This is a genomic window from Nitratidesulfovibrio termitidis HI1 (assembly GCF_000504305.1).
In the GTDB taxonomy this organism is placed as follows: Bacteria; Desulfobacterota; Desulfovibrionia; order Desulfovibrionales; family Desulfovibrionaceae; genus Cupidesulfovibrio; species Cupidesulfovibrio termitidis.
In genome coordinates this window covers 2733481-2748997 of record NZ_KI632512.1, presented here as the reverse complement: position 1 = coordinate 2748997, position 15517 = coordinate 2733481, and the positions used below count along the sequence as shown (strand labels likewise).

The window sequence follows — 15517 nt, the reverse complement described above, 5'->3', positions numbered from 1 at the left end:
GGTGGGACAGCCCTAGGGGGCGCGATTTTTGCGGCGCCGAAATTCCCGCGTCTCGCAATGATGAGAATTTGCGTCAAAGCTTGACACCCCGGTTGCCGCCAGCTATCTGCAATTTCGATGGTAAGCCGTCAAACCCTGTCGTGACGCGGTTTTTATGCAATCACGACAGGAGATTGTTCCCCAAAAGCCGACTACGTCGTCGGCCGAAAAACACGCCTGGAGGATGACATGGGTTGGACTGTTACTGTTGACACCGATAAGTGTACCGGCGACGGCGAATGCGTGGACGTGTGCCCCGTCGAAGTTTACGAACTGCAGGACGGCAAGGCTGTTCCCGTGAACGAAGAAGAATGCCTTGGCTGTGAATCCTGCGTGGAAGTCTGCGAAGCCGGCGCGATCACCGTCGAAGAGAACTAGTCGCCGCCTTTCCGGATTTGCTCGTCATGCCGCCGGACGACGTTTGCGCCGTCCGGCGGCATTTGCCGCATCAGAAGCACACGTCAGGGCCTGATTTCGGGGCCTGATTCCGGGGCCTGACGTCGGCAACAGACGCCTGGGCCAGACTTCGAGCCAGATTTCGGAAACCATCGGGGGGCAGCGTTGCACGCGGCCCGCATGGCCGTCAGGGGACAGGGGCCATGCCCTGCCCCGCGCCCCACGCCACAACGGAAACGGGGGTTGCCTTTCCGTGGCGTGTCGCCCGCCCGCACCGCGTATTCCCGCACATCCGCACGCCCGCGCGGGAGCCGCGCGAACCTCCGTCCGCACGCCGACCAGCAGACCGTGCCGCACGGCAACCGACGGCGGCAACCTTGGGGTGTGCATTCCGGCCACAGAACGACCGAGTCCGCCCAGCGCCCGATACGCCAACCTGTCGGGCCATCGCATGACGGTCGCGCACGCGCGGCCCCCAAGGAGCAGAATGGATGACCGTGGACCTGACGGAAATCTTCGCCAAATATGAACGACTGGTGGCAGAAGCCGATGCGCTGTTCGAGCGCGTGCGTTCGCAGCACGCCGACTGCGTGACCTGCGGCCTTGGCTGCAGCGATTGCTGCCACGCCCTGTTCGACCTCGGCCTGGTGGAGGCCATGTACCTGAACCAGCGCTTCGCCGAAGCGTTCGGGTTCGGGGCGGAACGTTCCGCCATTCTCGAGCGGGCCGACGCGGCAGACCGCCAGGCCGTGCGCCTGAAGCGCCGCCTGTACAAGGAATCGCTGACCGGCCGCGATTCTGCCGAACTGCTGGCCGAAGTGGCGCGCGAACGCATCCGCTGCCCCCTGCTGGGCGACGACGACACCTGCGCCATGTACGCCCACCGGCCCATCACCTGCCGTCTGTACGGCATCCCCACCGCCATTGGCGGCGTGGCCCACACCTGTGGCCGCACCGGCTTCGCCCCCGGCGGGCGTTATCCCACCGTGGCCCTGGACAAGATCCACGAACGGCTGGCGGCCCTCAGCCACGAAATCCTGGTGGCCGTGCAGTCGCGCTACCGCGAGTTGGATCAGGTCTACGTGCCGGTGTCCATGGCGCTGATCACCAGATACGACAACGCCTATCTTGGCATCGGCCCGGTGAAGAAGGAGGACTGAGCATGGTCAACATCTCGGGCTCCATGTTCCGCGACAGCACCACGCGGGAACTGACACCGGACGAGGAAGTCCAGAAGCGCGCCATCTGGGACGCCATGTCCCCCCGGCGGCGCAAGTACGTGGAGCGCGTCGGCTACGAAAACTGGGACCCCTTCCAGAAGCCCAACGACCCGCTGGACACGCGTCAGGACATCACCAAGCGCACCACCCAGCAACTCGTGCGCGAATTTCTGCAGACCGCCAACAAGAAGGACTACACCAACGAATACGGCCGCGGCGCGCTTGAAACCGCCCTCGGCATCGTCAACAAGGACGAAAAGTACCGCGGCGTGTTCGATTTCTGCGTGTGGTACTACAATATTCTGATCAAGGAGGGTCACGTCGATGAAGGATAAGTACGATGACATTGACGAGTACATCGCCGACCTGCGGGCCGAAATAGAAAAGAGCGAGAACTGCGCCAACCATCACTACAACCTTGGCGTGGCCCTGCTGCACAAGCGCGACTTCGTGGCGGCGGAAGAGTCGTTCCTGAGCGCGGTGCGCAACTCGCCCCGCCTGGCCGAAGCCTACGTGCAGCTGGGCGGCATCTGCCTGCAGCGCGGCGACCTGGAAGGCTGCCTGCGCTACAACGAGGAAGCGGCCCAGTGCCGCGCCAAGTTCCCGGTGCCGTGGAGCAACATCGGCTTCGTGCACCTGCAGCGTGGCGAACCGGAAGAAGCCATCAAGGCCCTGAAAAAAGCCCTGAAGTGGGACCCGGACTTCATCCAGGCCATGGCCACCATGGGCGCCGCCTACTACATGCAGGGCGACTACGAGTCCTCCATCCAGATCAGCCGCGAGGCCATCAAGCGCGAACCCGGCTTTGGCCCGGCCTACAACAACCTGGCGCTGGCCCACTTCGAGCGGGGCGAATTCGTCCAGGCCGTGCAGTTTGCCGATCAGGCCGCTGCCTGCGGCTTCGAGGTGCGTCCGGAGTTCCTGAAGGATCTGGAAGCCCACCGCTAGGGGCTGTTTCTGAATTGTCCTTTCGCCCGTTGGTCCAATTGGTTTAGTTGGCTTCATTGGCCATAGGGCGGGCAGGGGAGCACGGATCACGCGAAGAATGACGAAGGGGGAGGGGCCTTGGCCCTTCCCCCTTTCAGACTGCTGACAAACCCAAACTCTTGCGGGGGAGGGACCCTTTTGGAAAAGGGTCTCCTCCCCCGCACCCCCTCCCCCCAAAACTTTCATTTGTGTTTCCTGGACATTAGGAAAGCATAAAACATGGGGTTCCAAGGGGCGGCAGCCCCTTGGCCGCCGGAGGCGTACAAAAAAAGGCTTTGTCAACAACCTGGAAGGGGGAGGGACCTTGGCCCTTCCCCCTTTTTCGTGCATGCCGGATGGACATGACCGGACACGATCTGGCACCACGAAACCCGGTGGCGGCTGGGCCGGCCCCTGAGCGGAGAGGCGGGCCTTGTCCGGTGCGATGCCGCCACGAACATATCCGGAGACACCGCATGAGTTGGGAATTCGCCGTGGGGGTGGGGGCGGTCAAGGCCACCGTGCTCTGCGTGCTGTGGTACAACAGGCGGCGCATTGCGGCGCGCCTGGCCGGGGTGGACATGCGCCGCGTGGCGCGCACCGTGGCCCGCGAACTGGATCTGTCGCCGGACGACGCGCGGCAGTTGGCCCGGCGTCTGGACGCCCACGAACGCAACCTGGACGGGTTGCGCCGCCACAACGCGGACTTGCGCCAGCGCCTGCACGCGGCCATCCGCGACGAAACCATGGCCCCGGATGCACTGGACCGGCTGTTTGCGGACAAGCGCCAGCTTGCCGAGCAGGCCTATGCCCATGCGCGCGACGCCTTCGTGGAATTTCACGCCGGGCTGTCTCCGGCCCAGCGGGACCGTCTGGCCGGGCTGCTGGAGCGCCACGCCGCGCACCCGCTGTTCCGCCATCCTCTGCTGCCCTGAGTACAGGCAGGGGGGAATGGGGCAGGCTGGCACAGGCCCGTATTTCCGCAGTGTTCGTCCCTCATGCATGCGCGCTGCGTCAGCACCCGGAACGGTGCGGTCCTGCAGGGCTATTCCGCCCCTTCGGCCCGGCCATCCAGGCTGGGCCGGGTCCACATGCAGGCCATGCGCACCTTCTTGAGCAGGGCGCGCAGGGGCAGGTAGTCGTCCTCGCCCGCGCACACCGCCTCAAAGGCGCGGCGCACGGCAGCCTCGTCGTAGCGACCGGGAAAGCGGGTTTCCAGGTCGGCGCGCACGGCCATCCACAGGTCGTCGTCGGAAGGATCGGGAAACACGGAAGCATCGGTGGTCATGGCAACCTGCTCACGGGGTATGTTTGTGCACCGTGCGCCCCGGCGACCTGGAATGCGGTCGGCATGGACGGCGTGCGGTGCAGGTTTCGGAATGACGAAGGACTACACCGGGCCGGGCAGCCGCAACAGCAACAACAGCCGCTCCGGGTTGCGGGGCTTGTTGGCGAACTCGTAGCGGGCCACCCGCCAGCAGTTCCAGTCCAGCGTGGCAAATCGTTCTTCCAGCGCGGCGGCCTCGTCCGCGCCGCCGGGGTGCCCGGCGTAGACGTGCAGAGAAATCACCCCGCCCGGCACCATCAGCGGCAACAGGGCCTCCAGCGCCGTCAGGGTGGTCTCCGAGCGGGTGGTCACGCTGCGGTCGCTGCCAGGCAGAAAGCCCAGGTTGAACATGGCCGCCATGATGCGGGGCGGCCATGCCGCCCCATCCGTCGACACGGACAGGGATTCGGACAGGGATTCGGACAGGGGCGCAGCCAGCGCCGCCGCCAGCTCCTCGTGCCCCCGACCATGCAGCACCACCCGCTCCTCCAACCCCGCTTCCGCCAGGCGTTCCGCCGTGCGGGCCAGCGCCCTGGGCTGCACGTCGAAGGCGTGTACAAGCCCGCGCGAGCCCACCAGCCGGGCCAGAAACAGCGTGTCATGACCGTTGCCCGCCGTGCCGTCCACAGCCACGGGCCACGGGACATCACCTGTCATCGCGCCCGACGCCCCGTCCTTCACGGTACCTGTCGGAGCATCGGCCGGGGCATGGGTCGGTACGTATGTCAGCGCACGCGCCAGCGCATGGGCCACCGCCTGCTGCGACAGGTCGCGCAGGGCAGGCAGTCCATCGCCGCCAGAACAGCCGAACAGCTCCATGCACGGGCCGGGGCAGGCGGCATCATCGGAACCGAAGCGGGTCATGCGTACCTCCGGCACCGTGGTACGCCACCCGCCCCCCCGACGACAAGCACCCGGCCCGGACACCCACGCAGTCAGGCGCGAGCTTGTGCACATGTGCAACGCGCTGCACCACATCTGTGTCGCCGCTTGCACATCCGCCAGCGTGCCCGTAGCGGCTGTATCCTCATAATATACTGATTATACAAATAAAACATGTTTGGCACGGTCCCTGCTAACCTTGTGGCGTAACGGAACAAGGAGCCGCAACAGACATGCACACTCCAGAAACTTGCCGCAACGCAGTGGCAACCCCTCCTCCCCTGGATGCCCTTATCGATGCCCTTCCCGAAGAAGACAGGGAAGCCGTCGTGGCCCTGGCGGCCCTCTGGCGGGAAGCGCAGCGCATATCCCCGGCATCCCCGTCCATCCTGGACACTCCCCCCGTCAGCTTCAGCTAGCTGACCTCCTCTGCCCCCGCCGGCAAACCGGGCGAGCGGTTTCCGGCACCGGGGAGGCCCGAAAGGGCCTCCCCGGCCCCTCCTCTGACAAACACGCATCCACCTCCAAGACGCAGACCAATGAACGCACGGTGCACCCCGTGCGTTTCGTGTTTTTCGCCGTATCCTCCCCCGCACGCACGCGGCCACGGCAGCCGCATCTGCCCGCCTGTCCCCGGCATTCCCCGGCAGGCCCCGGCAGGCCCCGGCGCTCCCGCCGCGTTCGTTTGCCGCCGCCTCTGGCCCCGGCGCGCATCGTGTCGTATAGTTGGGCGAGGTGTCGCTCACCGGTCCGCCGCCGCGGGCCGCAACCCCCGAGGTGGAACATGAGCAGGATACGCAGCGCCATTCTGGCGTCGCTGGCGGCGGATGCACTGTCGCTGGGGGCGCACTGGGAATACGATCAGGGGCGCATCGCGCGCCAGTTGGGCCGGGTGACCGATTTGCTGCCACCCACCCTCAACGACTACCATAGCGGCAAGGGCGCGGGAGCCCAGTCGCACTACGGCGACCAGACCCTGCTGCTGCTGCGCTCGGTGGCGGGCAAGGGTACGTTCGACCTGGCCGATTTTGCCGCGCGCTGGCGCGGCCTGATGGAGGGCGGCTACACCGGCTACATGGACAAGGCCAGCCGCGAGGCCCTGGCCAACTTCGCCGCCGGACGCGCCCCGGAACAGACCGGCGCCGCCACCAACGACTTTGCCGGAGCGGCCCGCATGGCCCCGCTGCTGGCCGTTCTGGGCTCAGACCCCAAAGACGAGGAAGGGCTGGTCAACGCCGCGCGCGCCCAGACCCTGATGACCCACGGCAGCCCGGTCATTGCCGACGGCGCGGAATTCATGGCGCGGGCCGCCGCCGCCCTGCTGCGCGGAACGGACATGCGCGCCGCCTTCGACCATGCCGCCACGGCCCGCTACGCGGCCCTGCCCGCCGAAGACTGGCTGGCCTTTGCCGACATGTCCCTGACCGAGGAAACCCCCGCCGCCATCGCCCGCTTCGGGCAGTCGTGCGGCATGCAGGGGGCCTTTCTGGGGGTGGTGCACACGGCCCTGAAGCACGAGGCCGCCCCGGAAACCGGACTTGTGGACAACGTCATGGCCGGGGGCGATTCATGCGCGCGCGGCCTGGCCCTGGGTATGCTGTTCGGCGCGCGGCACGGCCTTGGCTGGATGCCCGAACGCTGGCTGGCCCCGCTGGTCGCGCGGCCTGAAATCGAGGCGGCGCTGGACACGCTGGGCGTGTAGCCGCGCGGCAGGATACGACAGCGTACAACAAGAAACGGGGAGGATGCCTGCAGCATTCTCCCCGTCATCATTCCCGTCTTCATTGCATGCCAGCCCCCCGCCACGGAGGAAGGGATTGTCGACCTACTGCACGGAATCGCAGTCGGGCGCGGTGCGGGTGGAGGCGTCCTTCAGTTCGGCCATGTATTCCTTGACTTTGTCCGAGCGCTTCCATTCCGCGTACAGTTCCTGCCACTTGCGCAGGTCCATGAAGCCCTTGTCCAGCTGTTCCTCGTGCGACTGCACCCAGATGTTGAACAGCTGCATCTCGAACTGGAACAGGCTGCTGTCGAAGACCTTCTCGGAACTGCCCGCCTTCATGCGCGAACCGTCCACGTCGGACGCCACGAAGCTGCACACCGCGTCGCGCGAGGTTTCGTAGGTGATCTCCTTGTTGTTCAGCAGCTCCAGCAGGCCGAACAGGTGGGGATACTCCTCGCGGATGCGTTTCTCCGCCGTTTCCGGCACGCGGATGAACAGCTTGTCGCCTTCTTCGGTGATGAAATAGAAGCGCAGCCAGTTTTCGAACATCAGCACTTCGCTGACGGCATGGATGGCGTTGACGAATTCCGCGGACATGGACACTCCTTGGCGTGTTCACCCCCGCCGCCGGAGTTGCCGGGGCCGGAGGTTCGTGGTCTTCGATGGCCCCTGCCGTACGGAATCGCGTCGTGACGCGGCGCGCGGCGGGGCACCCGCACTATGGTGACGGCAAGGCCGCTCGTCAAGTACGTTTTTTCACAAGCTACATGGAAGCACCCAAAAACGAAACACGCTTTCAGCGAGCGCGCCTAACGTAGGATTTTCGCTCGTTGGCAAGGAAAACGAGCCTGCCATGAGGGAGTGCGGCAGCCGTCAGGCGAGTCTGCGAGCCTTACGGATGGCGACCGCAGCGCATACTCTTATCGTATTCGACCGAGCCTTAGCCGTTAGGCGAGCGCGTAGCGCGAGTCTTACGGATAAGGACAGCAAAGCCATGGCGGGCGAAGTTTGACGCAGCCAACGGGCGAAAAGACAAGTTAGAAGCAGTCCCCTAGGCATGCAGGTGGCAGCGCGCATGCTGCCCTTCGGCAACGGCATGCCAGCCGGGCACAACGCGGCGGCATACGTCCATGACCTGCGGACAACGCGGGTGAAAGGGGCAGCCGGGCGGCGGGGCAATGGGGCTGGGCAGGTCGCCGGACAGCGCCGGGTGTTCGGCGCGCCGGGCCGGGTCGCGCACGGGCACCGATGCCAGCAGGGCACGGGTGTACGGGTGGGCGGGCGCGGCGAACAGCACGTCGCGCGGGGCTTCCTCCACCACCTTGCCAAGGTACATCACGGCCACGTGGTCGCTCATGTGGCCCACCACGCCAAGGTCGTGCGAAATGAACAGGTAGGCAAGGCCCATCTGTTCCTGCAACTCGCGCAGCAGGTTCAGCACCTGCGCCTGCACGGATGCATCCAGCGAGGACACCGGTTCGTCGCACACCACCAGCGCCGGGTGGGTGATCAGGGCGCGGGCCACGGCCACGCGCTGGCGCTGGCCGCCGGAAAATTCGTGCGGGTAGCGGTCGGCGTGTTCCGGTCGCAGGCCCACCAGTTGCAGCATGTCCGCCACTTTGGCTCGCCGTTCCGCGCCGGGCGCCCCGGCCACGGCCAGCGCCTCGCCGATGGAGGCCCCCACTGTACGGCGCGGGTTCAGCGACGAGAAGGGGTCCTGAAAGACCATCTGCACCAGTTGTGCGGCCTCGGCGCGCGCAATGGCCGGGCCGACGGCATGTCCGGTCACGCCGCCATTCGCAGCGTCGCTGGCCGCCCCCGCGAACAGGCGGCCATCCAGCAGCACCTGCCCCGCGCTGGGGGGCAGCAGCCCCACCACCATGCGGGCCAGGGTGGACTTGCCGCAGCCGCTTTCGCCCACCAGGCCCAGGGTGCGGCCCCGGTCCAGGGTCAGCGACACGCCGTCCACGGCGCGCAACACGGCGGGCGTGGGGTCGAACATGCCCCGGCGCACGGTGAAGTGGCGGCCAAGGCCGCGCAGTTCCAGAAGCGGTGCTATGGCGAATCTCCTGTGTCTCGAAATGGAGGACGTGACGGGCACATGCCGGGCCGCCGCGAGAATGGCATGGGGCGGGGTGGCGCGTCCAGACGGTTCGCGCCCGTTCGCGCCTGTTCGCGCCCGTGGCCGCAGCCTTTCTCGCCGCCCAGGTCACGCGCCCGGCTACAACCCGTAGCGTTTCAGCTTGCGCCACAGCGAGGCACGGTCGATGTTCAGCACCTTTGCGGCCTGCGTCCGGTTGCCGCCTGCCAGCTCCAGCACCCATTCGATGTGCGCCCGCTCGTTCTCGTCCAGGGTCATGGGGCGGCCATCGGGGGTCATGCCTTCACCCGTCCCGCCGGTCATGCGGGCCCCCTCGTCGGCGCGCAGCACCAGCGCCGGTCCTGCCGCGCCGCCGCCCGCGCCGGGCCCTGCCCCGATCCCGGCCAATGCCCGCAGGTCGCGCGGCAGATCCGCCGGGGTGATGGTATCGCCCGAACAGAGCACGGCGGCCCGCTCGATGATGTTGTGCAGTTCGCGCACGTTGCCCGGAAAGGGATAGCGTGCCAGCACGCCCAGGGTTTCCGGCGCGATGTGCGGGGCGGGCCTGCCCGTGTCGCGCGCGGCCTTTTCCGCAAAATACTGGGCCAGCAGGGGCACGTCTTCCATGCGTTCGGCCAGCGGGGGCATGCGCAGCACCACCACGTTCAGGCGGTAGTACAGGTCGTGCCGGAAGCGCCCGGCCGCCGCCTCTGCCGCCAGATCCTTGTTGGTGGCAGCCAGCAGGCGCACGTCCACGGGAATGTCCGCCGTGCCGCCCACCCGGCGGATGGTGCGTTCCTGCACCGCGCGCAGCAGCTTGACCTGCATGGGCAGCGACATTTCGCCCACCTCGTCGAGGAACAGCGTGCCGCCTTCCGCCGCCTCGAACAGCCCCTTGCGCTGGCGTACCGCGCCGGAAAAGGCCCCCTGCTCGTGCCCGAACAGCTCGCTTTCCAGCAGTTCCTCGTTGAACGCCCCGCAGTTGATGGCCAGAAAGCGCGATTCGGACCGGCGGCTGAACAGGTGCACCATGCGCGCGGCCAGTTCCTTGCCGGTGCCCGTCTCGCCCAGGATCAGCACGGTGACGTCCGACGGCGCCACCTGGGCGATGGTGCGCTTCAGCGCCTGCATGCACGGGGCAGCACCCAGCAGGGGCACGGGCAGCGAGCGTTCGCGCAGTTGTTCGCGCAGGCGGGCTACCTCCTGCTTCAGGCGGCGCTTTTCCAGCGCCTTCTGCACCAGCGCCCGCGCCTCGTCCAGGTCGTAGGGTTTGGGCAGGTAGTGGTAGGCCCCGGCGTGCATGGCCTCCACCGCCGTCTTCACCGTGGGGTAGCCGGTGACCACCACCACCTCGGTGTCGGGGTGGCGCAGCCGCACGGCGCGCAACAGGTCCAGCCCGTCCATGCCCTGCATCATCAGGTCGGTGAGCACCAGATCGAAGTCCGCCCCGGCCAGCAGTTCCAGCGCCTCTGTCCCGTTGGCGGCGGTGAACGTCTCGTGCCCCTGCCTTCCCAGCGCCAGCGCCAGATTGTCGCGGGCGATGGCTTCGTCATCCACAACCAGGATGCGGGCCGGGCCGGGTGTGGCCGAAGGCTGCGGCGATGGGGGGGCTTGGGGCGTTCTGGAAGGCGGGACGGCTGTCGTCGTCCGTCCGGGTGCGTCGTTCATGCCGCGTCTCCCGTGGGTTCCGGCGCGCCCAGCGGCAGCCGGATGGTGAAGCATGTGCCCGCGCCGGGGGTGCTTTCCACCCCTATGGTGCCGCCGTGCTTGCGAATGATGCCGAAGGCCACGGACAGCCCGAGGCCGGTGCCCTTGCCCACTTCCTTCAGGGTGAAAAACGGGTCGAAGATGCGGCCCAGATGTTCCGCCCCGATGCCGATGCCCGTATCGGTCACGCGCAGCACCACCTGCCGCGTCGCCACGTCGCGCGTGGCGGTGACGGTGATGGCCCCGGCGCTGGGCGTTCCCCCTTCCGGTGCGTCGCAGTCCCGCTCCTGCACCGCCTGAATGGCCTGCACCGCCTGGATGGCGTTGATGAGCAGGTTCAGCAGCACTTCCTGAAACCGCTGCACGTCCAGCGGCAGCACGATGTCGTCGGGCACATCGGCGTCGATGGCGATGCACGCGGGCACCTCGCTGGCCACAAGCGCCACGCTGCGCCCCACCACGTCGCGCAGGGCCACGGGTTTCAGCGAAAACTCCGTCTCGCGCGAGAAGTCCAGCAGGCCCTTCACGATGTCGCGCGAGCGGCGCACTTCCTGGTGGATGTTCTCCAGCATGCGCCCGGCAAAGACCGGGTCGAGGGCGCCTGCACCACCGGGACCGCCCAATCCGCCCGATCCACCCGGTCCGCCCGGTCCCGCCTGTCCTCCCGGTCCATCCTGTCCACCCGATCCGCCCTGCCCGCCCGATCCGTCGGCCTCGCCAGCGGCGTACCGCAGCTCCTCGCGCAGTATCTGGCACGAGGTGGAAATGTTGTTCAGCGGGTTGTTCAGCTGGTGCGCGATGCCCGATGTCAGCACCCCCAGCGAGGCCAGCTTCTTTTCCTGCACCAGCTGGTTCTGGCGGTGTTCCAGCTCCACCAGCATGTGGTTGAAGGCCTCCACCACGCCGCGCGTCTCGTCGCTGGTGGCGGGCAGGGGCAACCGTTCCAGGCTGCCCTGCACGATCTGCCGGGCCGATCGCTCGATGACCGACAGTGCGCCCAGAATGCGCCGCCCGATAAGCCACGAAAAGAACGCCGCCAGCCCCACCATGGCCCCGATGGACAGCAGCAGCTGATGCTTCAGCGACCCCACGATGCCCAGGATGCGCTCGCGCTGGTAAGTGACGATCTGACGGGCCTGCGCCACCAGCGCCTTGCCCTGCTCGCGCAGGTCCTCGCGCAGGGCTCCCCGCTCGCGCTCGCGCATCTGCCCGGCCAGTTGCACCTCGCCCAGTCGGCTGAAGGTGTCGCGGTAGCCGTGCAGGTCGCGACGCAGGGCACGCAGCCCGTCGCTGCCCCGCAGATCGGTGCCCGACAGTCCGGATGGGCCCGGCTGGCCCGGCTGGCCCGGCTGGCCAGTCTGGCCCGATTGACCCGATTGGCCCGATTGGCCGCCGCCCGGTTCGATGCGCTCGATAACGTCCAGCGCCCGACCGATGAACACCAGGTTCTCGGCGTGGTCCTCCTCCATGGCGTAGAGCAGGTAGTTCTTCTCGTAGCGGCGGATTTCCAGGATGTCGTTGCTCAGGTCGTCCACCACCTCGGCCAGTGCCAGGGCGTCCTCGATCTGCAACAGGTAGTTGTACGACAGCCCGCCCAGCAGCGAGAAGCCGAGAATGGACACCGAGATGCCGAACAGCACCAGTTGCCGGATGTTGCCCGAGGCCAGTCGGCGAATCAGGAACTGCACGGTGCGCCCCCCTCGTTGCCAGCCGGACCGTCCTCGGCGCCGCCTCCGGGTTTGGCAGGCAGCAGGGCCACGGCCAGCGCGTCCTGCACCCGCGCGGCAAAGGCCACCTGCGGCAGGCCGCCGGACCCGCGCGCGGCAAATTCCGCCAGCAGGCTGCGCGCCTCCGGTTCGTTGTCGGCGGGCAGCACCACGGTGCGCGCCCCGGCCCGCGCTGCGGCCAGCAGTTTTTCGCGCACGCCGCTTACCGGCAGGACCCGCCCGGACAGCGAAAGTTCGCCCGAAAGAGCCACGTCGGCCCGCGCCGGACGGCCCGACAGCAGCGAGACAAGGGCCACGCAGATGGTCAGCCCGGCAGAGGGGCCATCCTTGGCGATGCCCCCGGCGGGAATGTGGATGTGAATGTCCTGCGCGGGGGTGTCGCCCTGGCCGGGCTGGCCTGAGTGCCCCTCGTCCGCCTGACCGGAGAGACCGGACACGCCCAGATGCTCCGCCTCTGCCCGGATGTGGCTGAGCGCGATGCGCGCCGATTCCTTCAGCACCTCGCCCAGCGAGCCGGTAAGGATGAGCTGGCCGGAACCGGCCATGCGGGCCGCCTCCACGAACACGATCTCGCCGCCCGCCTCGGACCACACCAGCCCGGTGGCCGTGCCCACGCGGGGTACGCCGTGGGCCGCGTCGTGCCGGTAACGCGGCGGCCCCAGCAGGGCGGCGGCAACGGCATCGTCCACCAGCAGCGTGTTGGAAAGCGGGGCGTCTTCCTGCCTGGCGTCTGACGACAAAGCGCCCGGCGCAGGCGTGCCGGGGGCGACGCCTGATGGCGCGCCCGCCCCGCCCGCATGCCCGCCAGCCTCCAGCCGCAGCCGGGCCAGCTTGCGGCACAGCCGGGCCAGTTCGCGCTCCAGCCCGCGCACGCCCGCCTCGCTGGTGTAGTCGTTGATGACCCGCGCAAGGGCGCCCTGCGTCACCTGCGGATAGGGCGCGGTCAGCCCGTGTTCGCGCAGTTGGCGGGGCAGCAGGAAGCGGGTGGCGATGTCCAGCTTGTCCGCCTCTGCGTAGCCGTGGAATTCCACCACCTCCATGCGGTCCAGCAGGGGGCCGCGCAGCCGCTCCACCCCGTTGGCCGTGGCGATGAACAACACCTGCGAAAGGTCGAAGGGGATTTCCAGATAGCGGTCCACGAAGCGGGCGTTCTGCTCCGGGTCCAGCACTTCCAGCAAGGCCATGGCCGGGTCGCCCTTGGCGTCCTGTCCCACCTTGTCGATCTCGTCCAGCATGAACACCGGGTTGCGCACCCCCGTGGCGCGCAGGGCCTGGATGATCCGACCCGGCATGGCCCCCACGTAGGTGCGCCGGTGGCCGCGCAGTTCCGCCTCGTCGCGCAGGTCGGCCAGCGACATGCGGTAGAAGCGCCGCCCCAACGCCTCGGCCAGCGCCCGGCCCACGGAGGTCTTGCCCACGCCGGGTGGCCCGGTGAAGCACAGCACCGGCGCGCGCGACGACAGCCCCTGCGCGCGGCCTGCCAGGGCTTCGCGCACCGTGGCCCGCAGTTCCGCGATGTCGATGGGCTTGGACAGGTACTGCACCGCGCCGGTCTTCAGGGCCTGCACGGCGGTGTCCACCGTGGCGTAGCCGGTCACCACCACGATGCGCGTGTCCGGGGCCATCCGCCGCGCCGCCTCCATCAGCTGCATGCCGTCCATGCGGTCCATCTTCAGGTCGGTGACGATGCAGTCGTAGCTGCGCTGCGCCAGACGGGCCAACGCCTCTTCGCCGTTGGCCGCCGTGTCCACCGTGTACCCTTCGCGCGCCAGCACGTGGGCCACGTTGTCGCGGGCGATGGTTTCATCGTCCACCACCAGCACGGCGGCGGGCTGGGTGGCGCACAGCACGCGCGCGGCCAGGTGCTCCAGCACCCGTTCGCGCACCTGGCCAAGGCCCGCGTGGCTGGCGTCGAACACCGCCGCCGCGCGTGCAAGGTCCAGACTGTCGCGGGTCAACCCGTTCCACGGCAGGTCCAGCAGGCATTCCACATAATTGAGGGCAATGGCGTTTTCCGGCGCTGCCGCGTCGGTCTTTTCCATGCGGCCTATTTCCGCGTCCAGCACCTCGCGCACCGCATCGGGCAGGTCCGCCGCCGCGCATCTGGCCCGCAGGCCGGTGGGGTCTGCTGGCGCGGATTGGGCGCTCGTCTGCCCTGCCTGGCCCGCCTGGCCTGCCTGGCCCGCCGCGTCGGATGATTCTGTCGGGGTGTCCCCGCCCTGCCGCCGAAAGAAGATCATGCGTGCCTCCTCGCATTCTCTCTGGGCCCGGTCGGCAGCACTGTTGCGGAGTGAAGCACCGTTGCGTTCTGCAACGCTGTGCCTTTTTTCACGAACCCGCGCAAAACCGACCTGTTATGCGGACTGGTAGCAGTTGGCGTTGCACTTTGCAACGGCCTGCGTTTTTGGCCCGCCCTCCGCAAATAACACAAATAGTCTTGAAATACAGACAATTACTAAAATCTACATGCGCTGGCACGACACTTGTTTATGCGTAAGCACACACAAACCGTGAGGAAGCAAAATGGGAACCATCCGCGAATCGATCGAGTCGGCATTTGTCGCTGTGGCCTTTGCGGAACGGAACCGGCCGGACGAGGCCGTGTGGCAGCTGCGGGGCGGTGACGATGCCGTCCGCCAGACCGGGCAAGCCCACCACACGGAGGCGACCCAGCCTTCCGCGTCCCCCGCGTCCCCCGCAACGGGTGCGCAGTCCCGCACCGCAACCGCCGGGCAACGTCAGCGCCCGGTGCTGAGAGCCGAGTAGCATGCCTTTGTTCCATCGTTCACGGGCGGCCCGTTCCCTGCGCGCAGTCTGCCACTCATCCGCCCGCATCTTTTTCGTGGAGGTCGCCCATGCCCGGTAGATGGTTTCGCCATGCCGCCCTTGGCGGTGACGCCGGGCAGGGCGACATCCGCATGCGTTCCACCGCCGCCGTGCGGATGGAGGAACGCCTGGCCGACTACGCAGAGGCCCTGGCCCTGGCCGAGGCGGGCGAGCAGTTGCTTGCCGGGGCGGTCATCCGCCGGGGCGAGGCCCAGGTGCGTCGCATCCTGGTGCTGGGACACGGCTGCGGCCTGTCCTCGCGCCTTGCGGGCTACGCCCTGAGCCTGGCCGGACGCATGGGCAGCGGCCTTCTGTTCCTGCACGTGGGCGATGCGTCCCACGACGCCTACCGCCGCGCAGCCTTCGAACGGCAGGCGCGGGCGGGGGCCCTTGAATGGGTGGAAGCGGCGCGGGCGCGGGGCATGGCCGCCCTGCACGAGGTGCGCTTCTCCCCGGCCGGAAGGCCGGACCACGCAGTGGAAGAAGCGGCGCGCGCTCATGGCCGCGTCGAGTTGATCCTGAGCGAACCGGAAGAGAGCGAACTGATGCGGGGCCGCACCGGCCTTGCGCTGTTCACGGTGGAATGAGGGCGACCGCCCTCGACAACCCCCGCCTACGGGGACA

General features: G+C 67.9%; 15 protein-coding genes. 8 read left to right on the top strand and 7 right to left on the bottom strand.

The features are described from left to right. The first annotated feature begins 228 nt into the window (after window positions 1-228). The 5 genes from DESTE_RS11120 to DESTE_RS11100 all read left to right on the top strand — a co-directional run bounded on the left by DESTE_RS11120 (window position 229) and on the right by DESTE_RS11100 (window position 3556). Complete coding sequence (locus DESTE_RS11120; protein ID WP_007525515.1) at window positions 229-417, top strand: ferredoxin; 189 nt, start codon at window positions 229-231, stop codon at window positions 415-417. A 509-nt stretch (window positions 418-926) separates the two neighbouring features. Then, window positions 927-1595 (top strand): YkgJ family cysteine cluster protein, encoded by a 669-nt coding sequence (locus tag DESTE_RS11115; RefSeq protein WP_035067665.1) that lies wholly within the window; start codon window positions 927-929, stop codon window positions 1593-1595. A gap of 2 nt (window positions 1596-1597) precedes the next feature. Next, on the top strand, window positions 1598-1990 hold the full coding sequence (locus DESTE_RS11110; RefSeq protein WP_035067663.1) for a hypothetical protein: 393 nt from the start codon (window positions 1598-1600) through the stop codon (window positions 1988-1990). Then, a complete protein-coding gene (locus DESTE_RS11105) occupies window positions 1980-2603 on the top strand; it encodes a tetratricopeptide repeat protein (RefSeq protein ID WP_035067662.1) in 624 nt (207 codons plus the stop codon). The genes DESTE_RS11110 and DESTE_RS11105 overlap by 11 nt, the downstream gene beginning before the upstream one ends. A 494-nt stretch (window positions 2604-3097) precedes the next feature. Next, window positions 3098-3556, top strand: a complete 459-nt coding sequence (locus DESTE_RS11100) for a periplasmic heavy metal sensor (RefSeq protein WP_035067660.1) — start codon at window positions 3098-3100, stop codon at window positions 3554-3556. Between the two features lie 110 nt (window positions 3557-3666). Here the strand turns inward: DESTE_RS11100 and DESTE_RS11095 are convergent, their stop codons facing one another. Further along, a complete protein-coding gene (locus tag DESTE_RS11095) occupies window positions 3667-3909 on the bottom strand; it encodes a hypothetical protein (protein ID WP_035067658.1) in 243 nt (80 codons plus the stop codon). Window positions 3910-4011: 102 nt separating this feature from the next. Beyond that, the gene (mnmM, locus tag DESTE_RS11090) at window positions 4012-4812 is read right to left on the bottom strand and encodes a tRNA 5-(aminomethyl)-2-thiouridylate-methyltransferase MnmM (protein ID WP_035067656.1); all 801 of its coding nucleotides are present in this window, start codon (window positions 4810-4812) and stop codon (window positions 4012-4014) included. A gap of 251 nt (window positions 4813-5063) precedes the next feature. Between mnmM and DESTE_RS11085 the strand changes: the two genes are divergently transcribed. Continuing rightward, the gene (locus tag DESTE_RS11085) at window positions 5064-5249 is read left to right on the top strand and encodes a hypothetical protein (protein WP_035067654.1); all 186 of its coding nucleotides are present in this window, start codon (window positions 5064-5066) and stop codon (window positions 5247-5249) included. A gap of 365 nt (window positions 5250-5614) precedes the next feature. Then, complete coding sequence (locus DESTE_RS11080; protein ID WP_035067652.1) at window positions 5615-6532, top strand: ADP-ribosylglycohydrolase family protein; 918 nt, start codon at window positions 5615-5617, stop codon at window positions 6530-6532. 123 nt (window positions 6533-6655) lie between these two features. Here the strand turns inward: DESTE_RS11080 and DESTE_RS11075 are convergent, their stop codons facing one another. From DESTE_RS11075 to DESTE_RS11055, 5 genes are all read right to left on the bottom strand, one after another. After that, window positions 6656-7150, bottom strand: a complete 495-nt coding sequence (locus DESTE_RS11075) for a hypothetical protein (protein WP_035067650.1) — start codon at window positions 7148-7150, stop codon at window positions 6656-6658. Window positions 7151-7604: 454 nt separating this feature from the next. Continuing rightward, complete coding sequence (locus DESTE_RS11070; RefSeq protein ID WP_245590911.1) at window positions 7605-8555, bottom strand: ABC transporter ATP-binding protein; 951 nt, start codon at window positions 8553-8555, stop codon at window positions 7605-7607. 219 nt (window positions 8556-8774) lie between these two features. Next, a complete protein-coding gene (locus tag DESTE_RS11065) occupies window positions 8775-10301 on the bottom strand; it encodes a sigma-54-dependent transcriptional regulator (protein WP_156925328.1) in 1527 nt (508 codons plus the stop codon). After that, window positions 10298-12028: a sensor histidine kinase gene (locus tag DESTE_RS11060; RefSeq protein ID WP_035067648.1), complete on the bottom strand. Its 1731-nt coding sequence runs from the start codon at window positions 12026-12028 to the stop codon at window positions 10298-10300. Before DESTE_RS11060 ends, DESTE_RS11065 begins: the two co-directional genes overlap by 4 nt. After that, window positions 12016-14307 (bottom strand): S16 family serine protease, encoded by a 2292-nt coding sequence (locus DESTE_RS11055; RefSeq protein ID WP_035067647.1) that lies wholly within the window; start codon window positions 14305-14307, stop codon window positions 12016-12018. Before DESTE_RS11055 ends, DESTE_RS11060 begins: the two co-directional genes overlap by 13 nt. A 615-nt stretch (window positions 14308-14922) precedes the next feature. Here DESTE_RS11055 and DESTE_RS11045 point away from each other — a divergent pair. Next, a complete protein-coding gene (locus DESTE_RS11045; protein ID WP_035067645.1) occupies window positions 14923-15480 on the top strand; it encodes a hypothetical protein in 558 nt (185 codons plus the stop codon). The last annotated feature ends 37 nt before the right edge of the window (window positions 15481-15517 follow it).

Excerpts from the sequence above, each read along its gene's own strand:
- DESTE_RS11105 (WP_035067662.1), top strand. The coding sequence starts at position 1,980 with ATGAAGGATAAGTACGATGACATTGACGAGTACATCGCCGACCTGCGG.
- DESTE_RS11110 (WP_035067663.1), top strand. The coding sequence starts at position 1,598 with ATGGTCAACATCTCGGGCTCCATGTTCCGCGACAGCACCACGCGGGAA.
- DESTE_RS11045 (WP_035067645.1), top strand. The coding sequence starts at position 14,923 with ATGCCCGGTAGATGGTTTCGCCATGCCGCCCTTGGCGGTGACGCCGGG.
- DESTE_RS11120 (WP_007525515.1), top strand. The coding sequence starts at position 229 with ATGGGTTGGACTGTTACTGTTGACACCGATAAGTGTACCGGCGACGGC.
- DESTE_RS11115 (WP_035067665.1), top strand. The coding sequence starts at position 927 with ATGACCGTGGACCTGACGGAAATCTTCGCCAAATATGAACGACTGGTG.
- mnmM (WP_035067656.1), bottom strand. The coding sequence starts at position 4,812 with ATGACCCGCTTCGGTTCCGATGATGCCGCCTGCCCCGGCCCGTGCATG.
- DESTE_RS11070 (WP_245590911.1), bottom strand. The coding sequence starts at position 8,555 with ATGTTCGACCCCACGCCCGCCGTGTTGCGCGCCGTGGACGGCGTGTCG.
- DESTE_RS11100 (WP_035067660.1), top strand. The coding sequence starts at position 3,098 with ATGAGTTGGGAATTCGCCGTGGGGGTGGGGGCGGTCAAGGCCACCGTG.
- DESTE_RS11085 (WP_035067654.1), top strand. The coding sequence starts at position 5,064 with ATGCACACTCCAGAAACTTGCCGCAACGCAGTGGCAACCCCTCCTCCC.
- DESTE_RS11095 (WP_035067658.1), bottom strand. The coding sequence starts at position 3,909 with ATGACCACCGATGCTTCCGTGTTTCCCGATCCTTCCGACGACGACCTG.
- DESTE_RS11080 (WP_035067652.1), top strand. The coding sequence starts at position 5,615 with ATGAGCAGGATACGCAGCGCCATTCTGGCGTCGCTGGCGGCGGATGCA.
- DESTE_RS11055 (WP_035067647.1), bottom strand. The coding sequence starts at position 14,307 with ATGATCTTCTTTCGGCGGCAGGGCGGGGACACCCCGACAGAATCATCC.
- DESTE_RS11075 (WP_035067650.1), bottom strand. The coding sequence starts at position 7,150 with ATGTCCGCGGAATTCGTCAACGCCATCCATGCCGTCAGCGAAGTGCTG.
- DESTE_RS11065 (WP_156925328.1), bottom strand. The coding sequence starts at position 10,301 with ATGAACGACGCACCCGGACGGACGACGACAGCCGTCCCGCCTTCCAGA.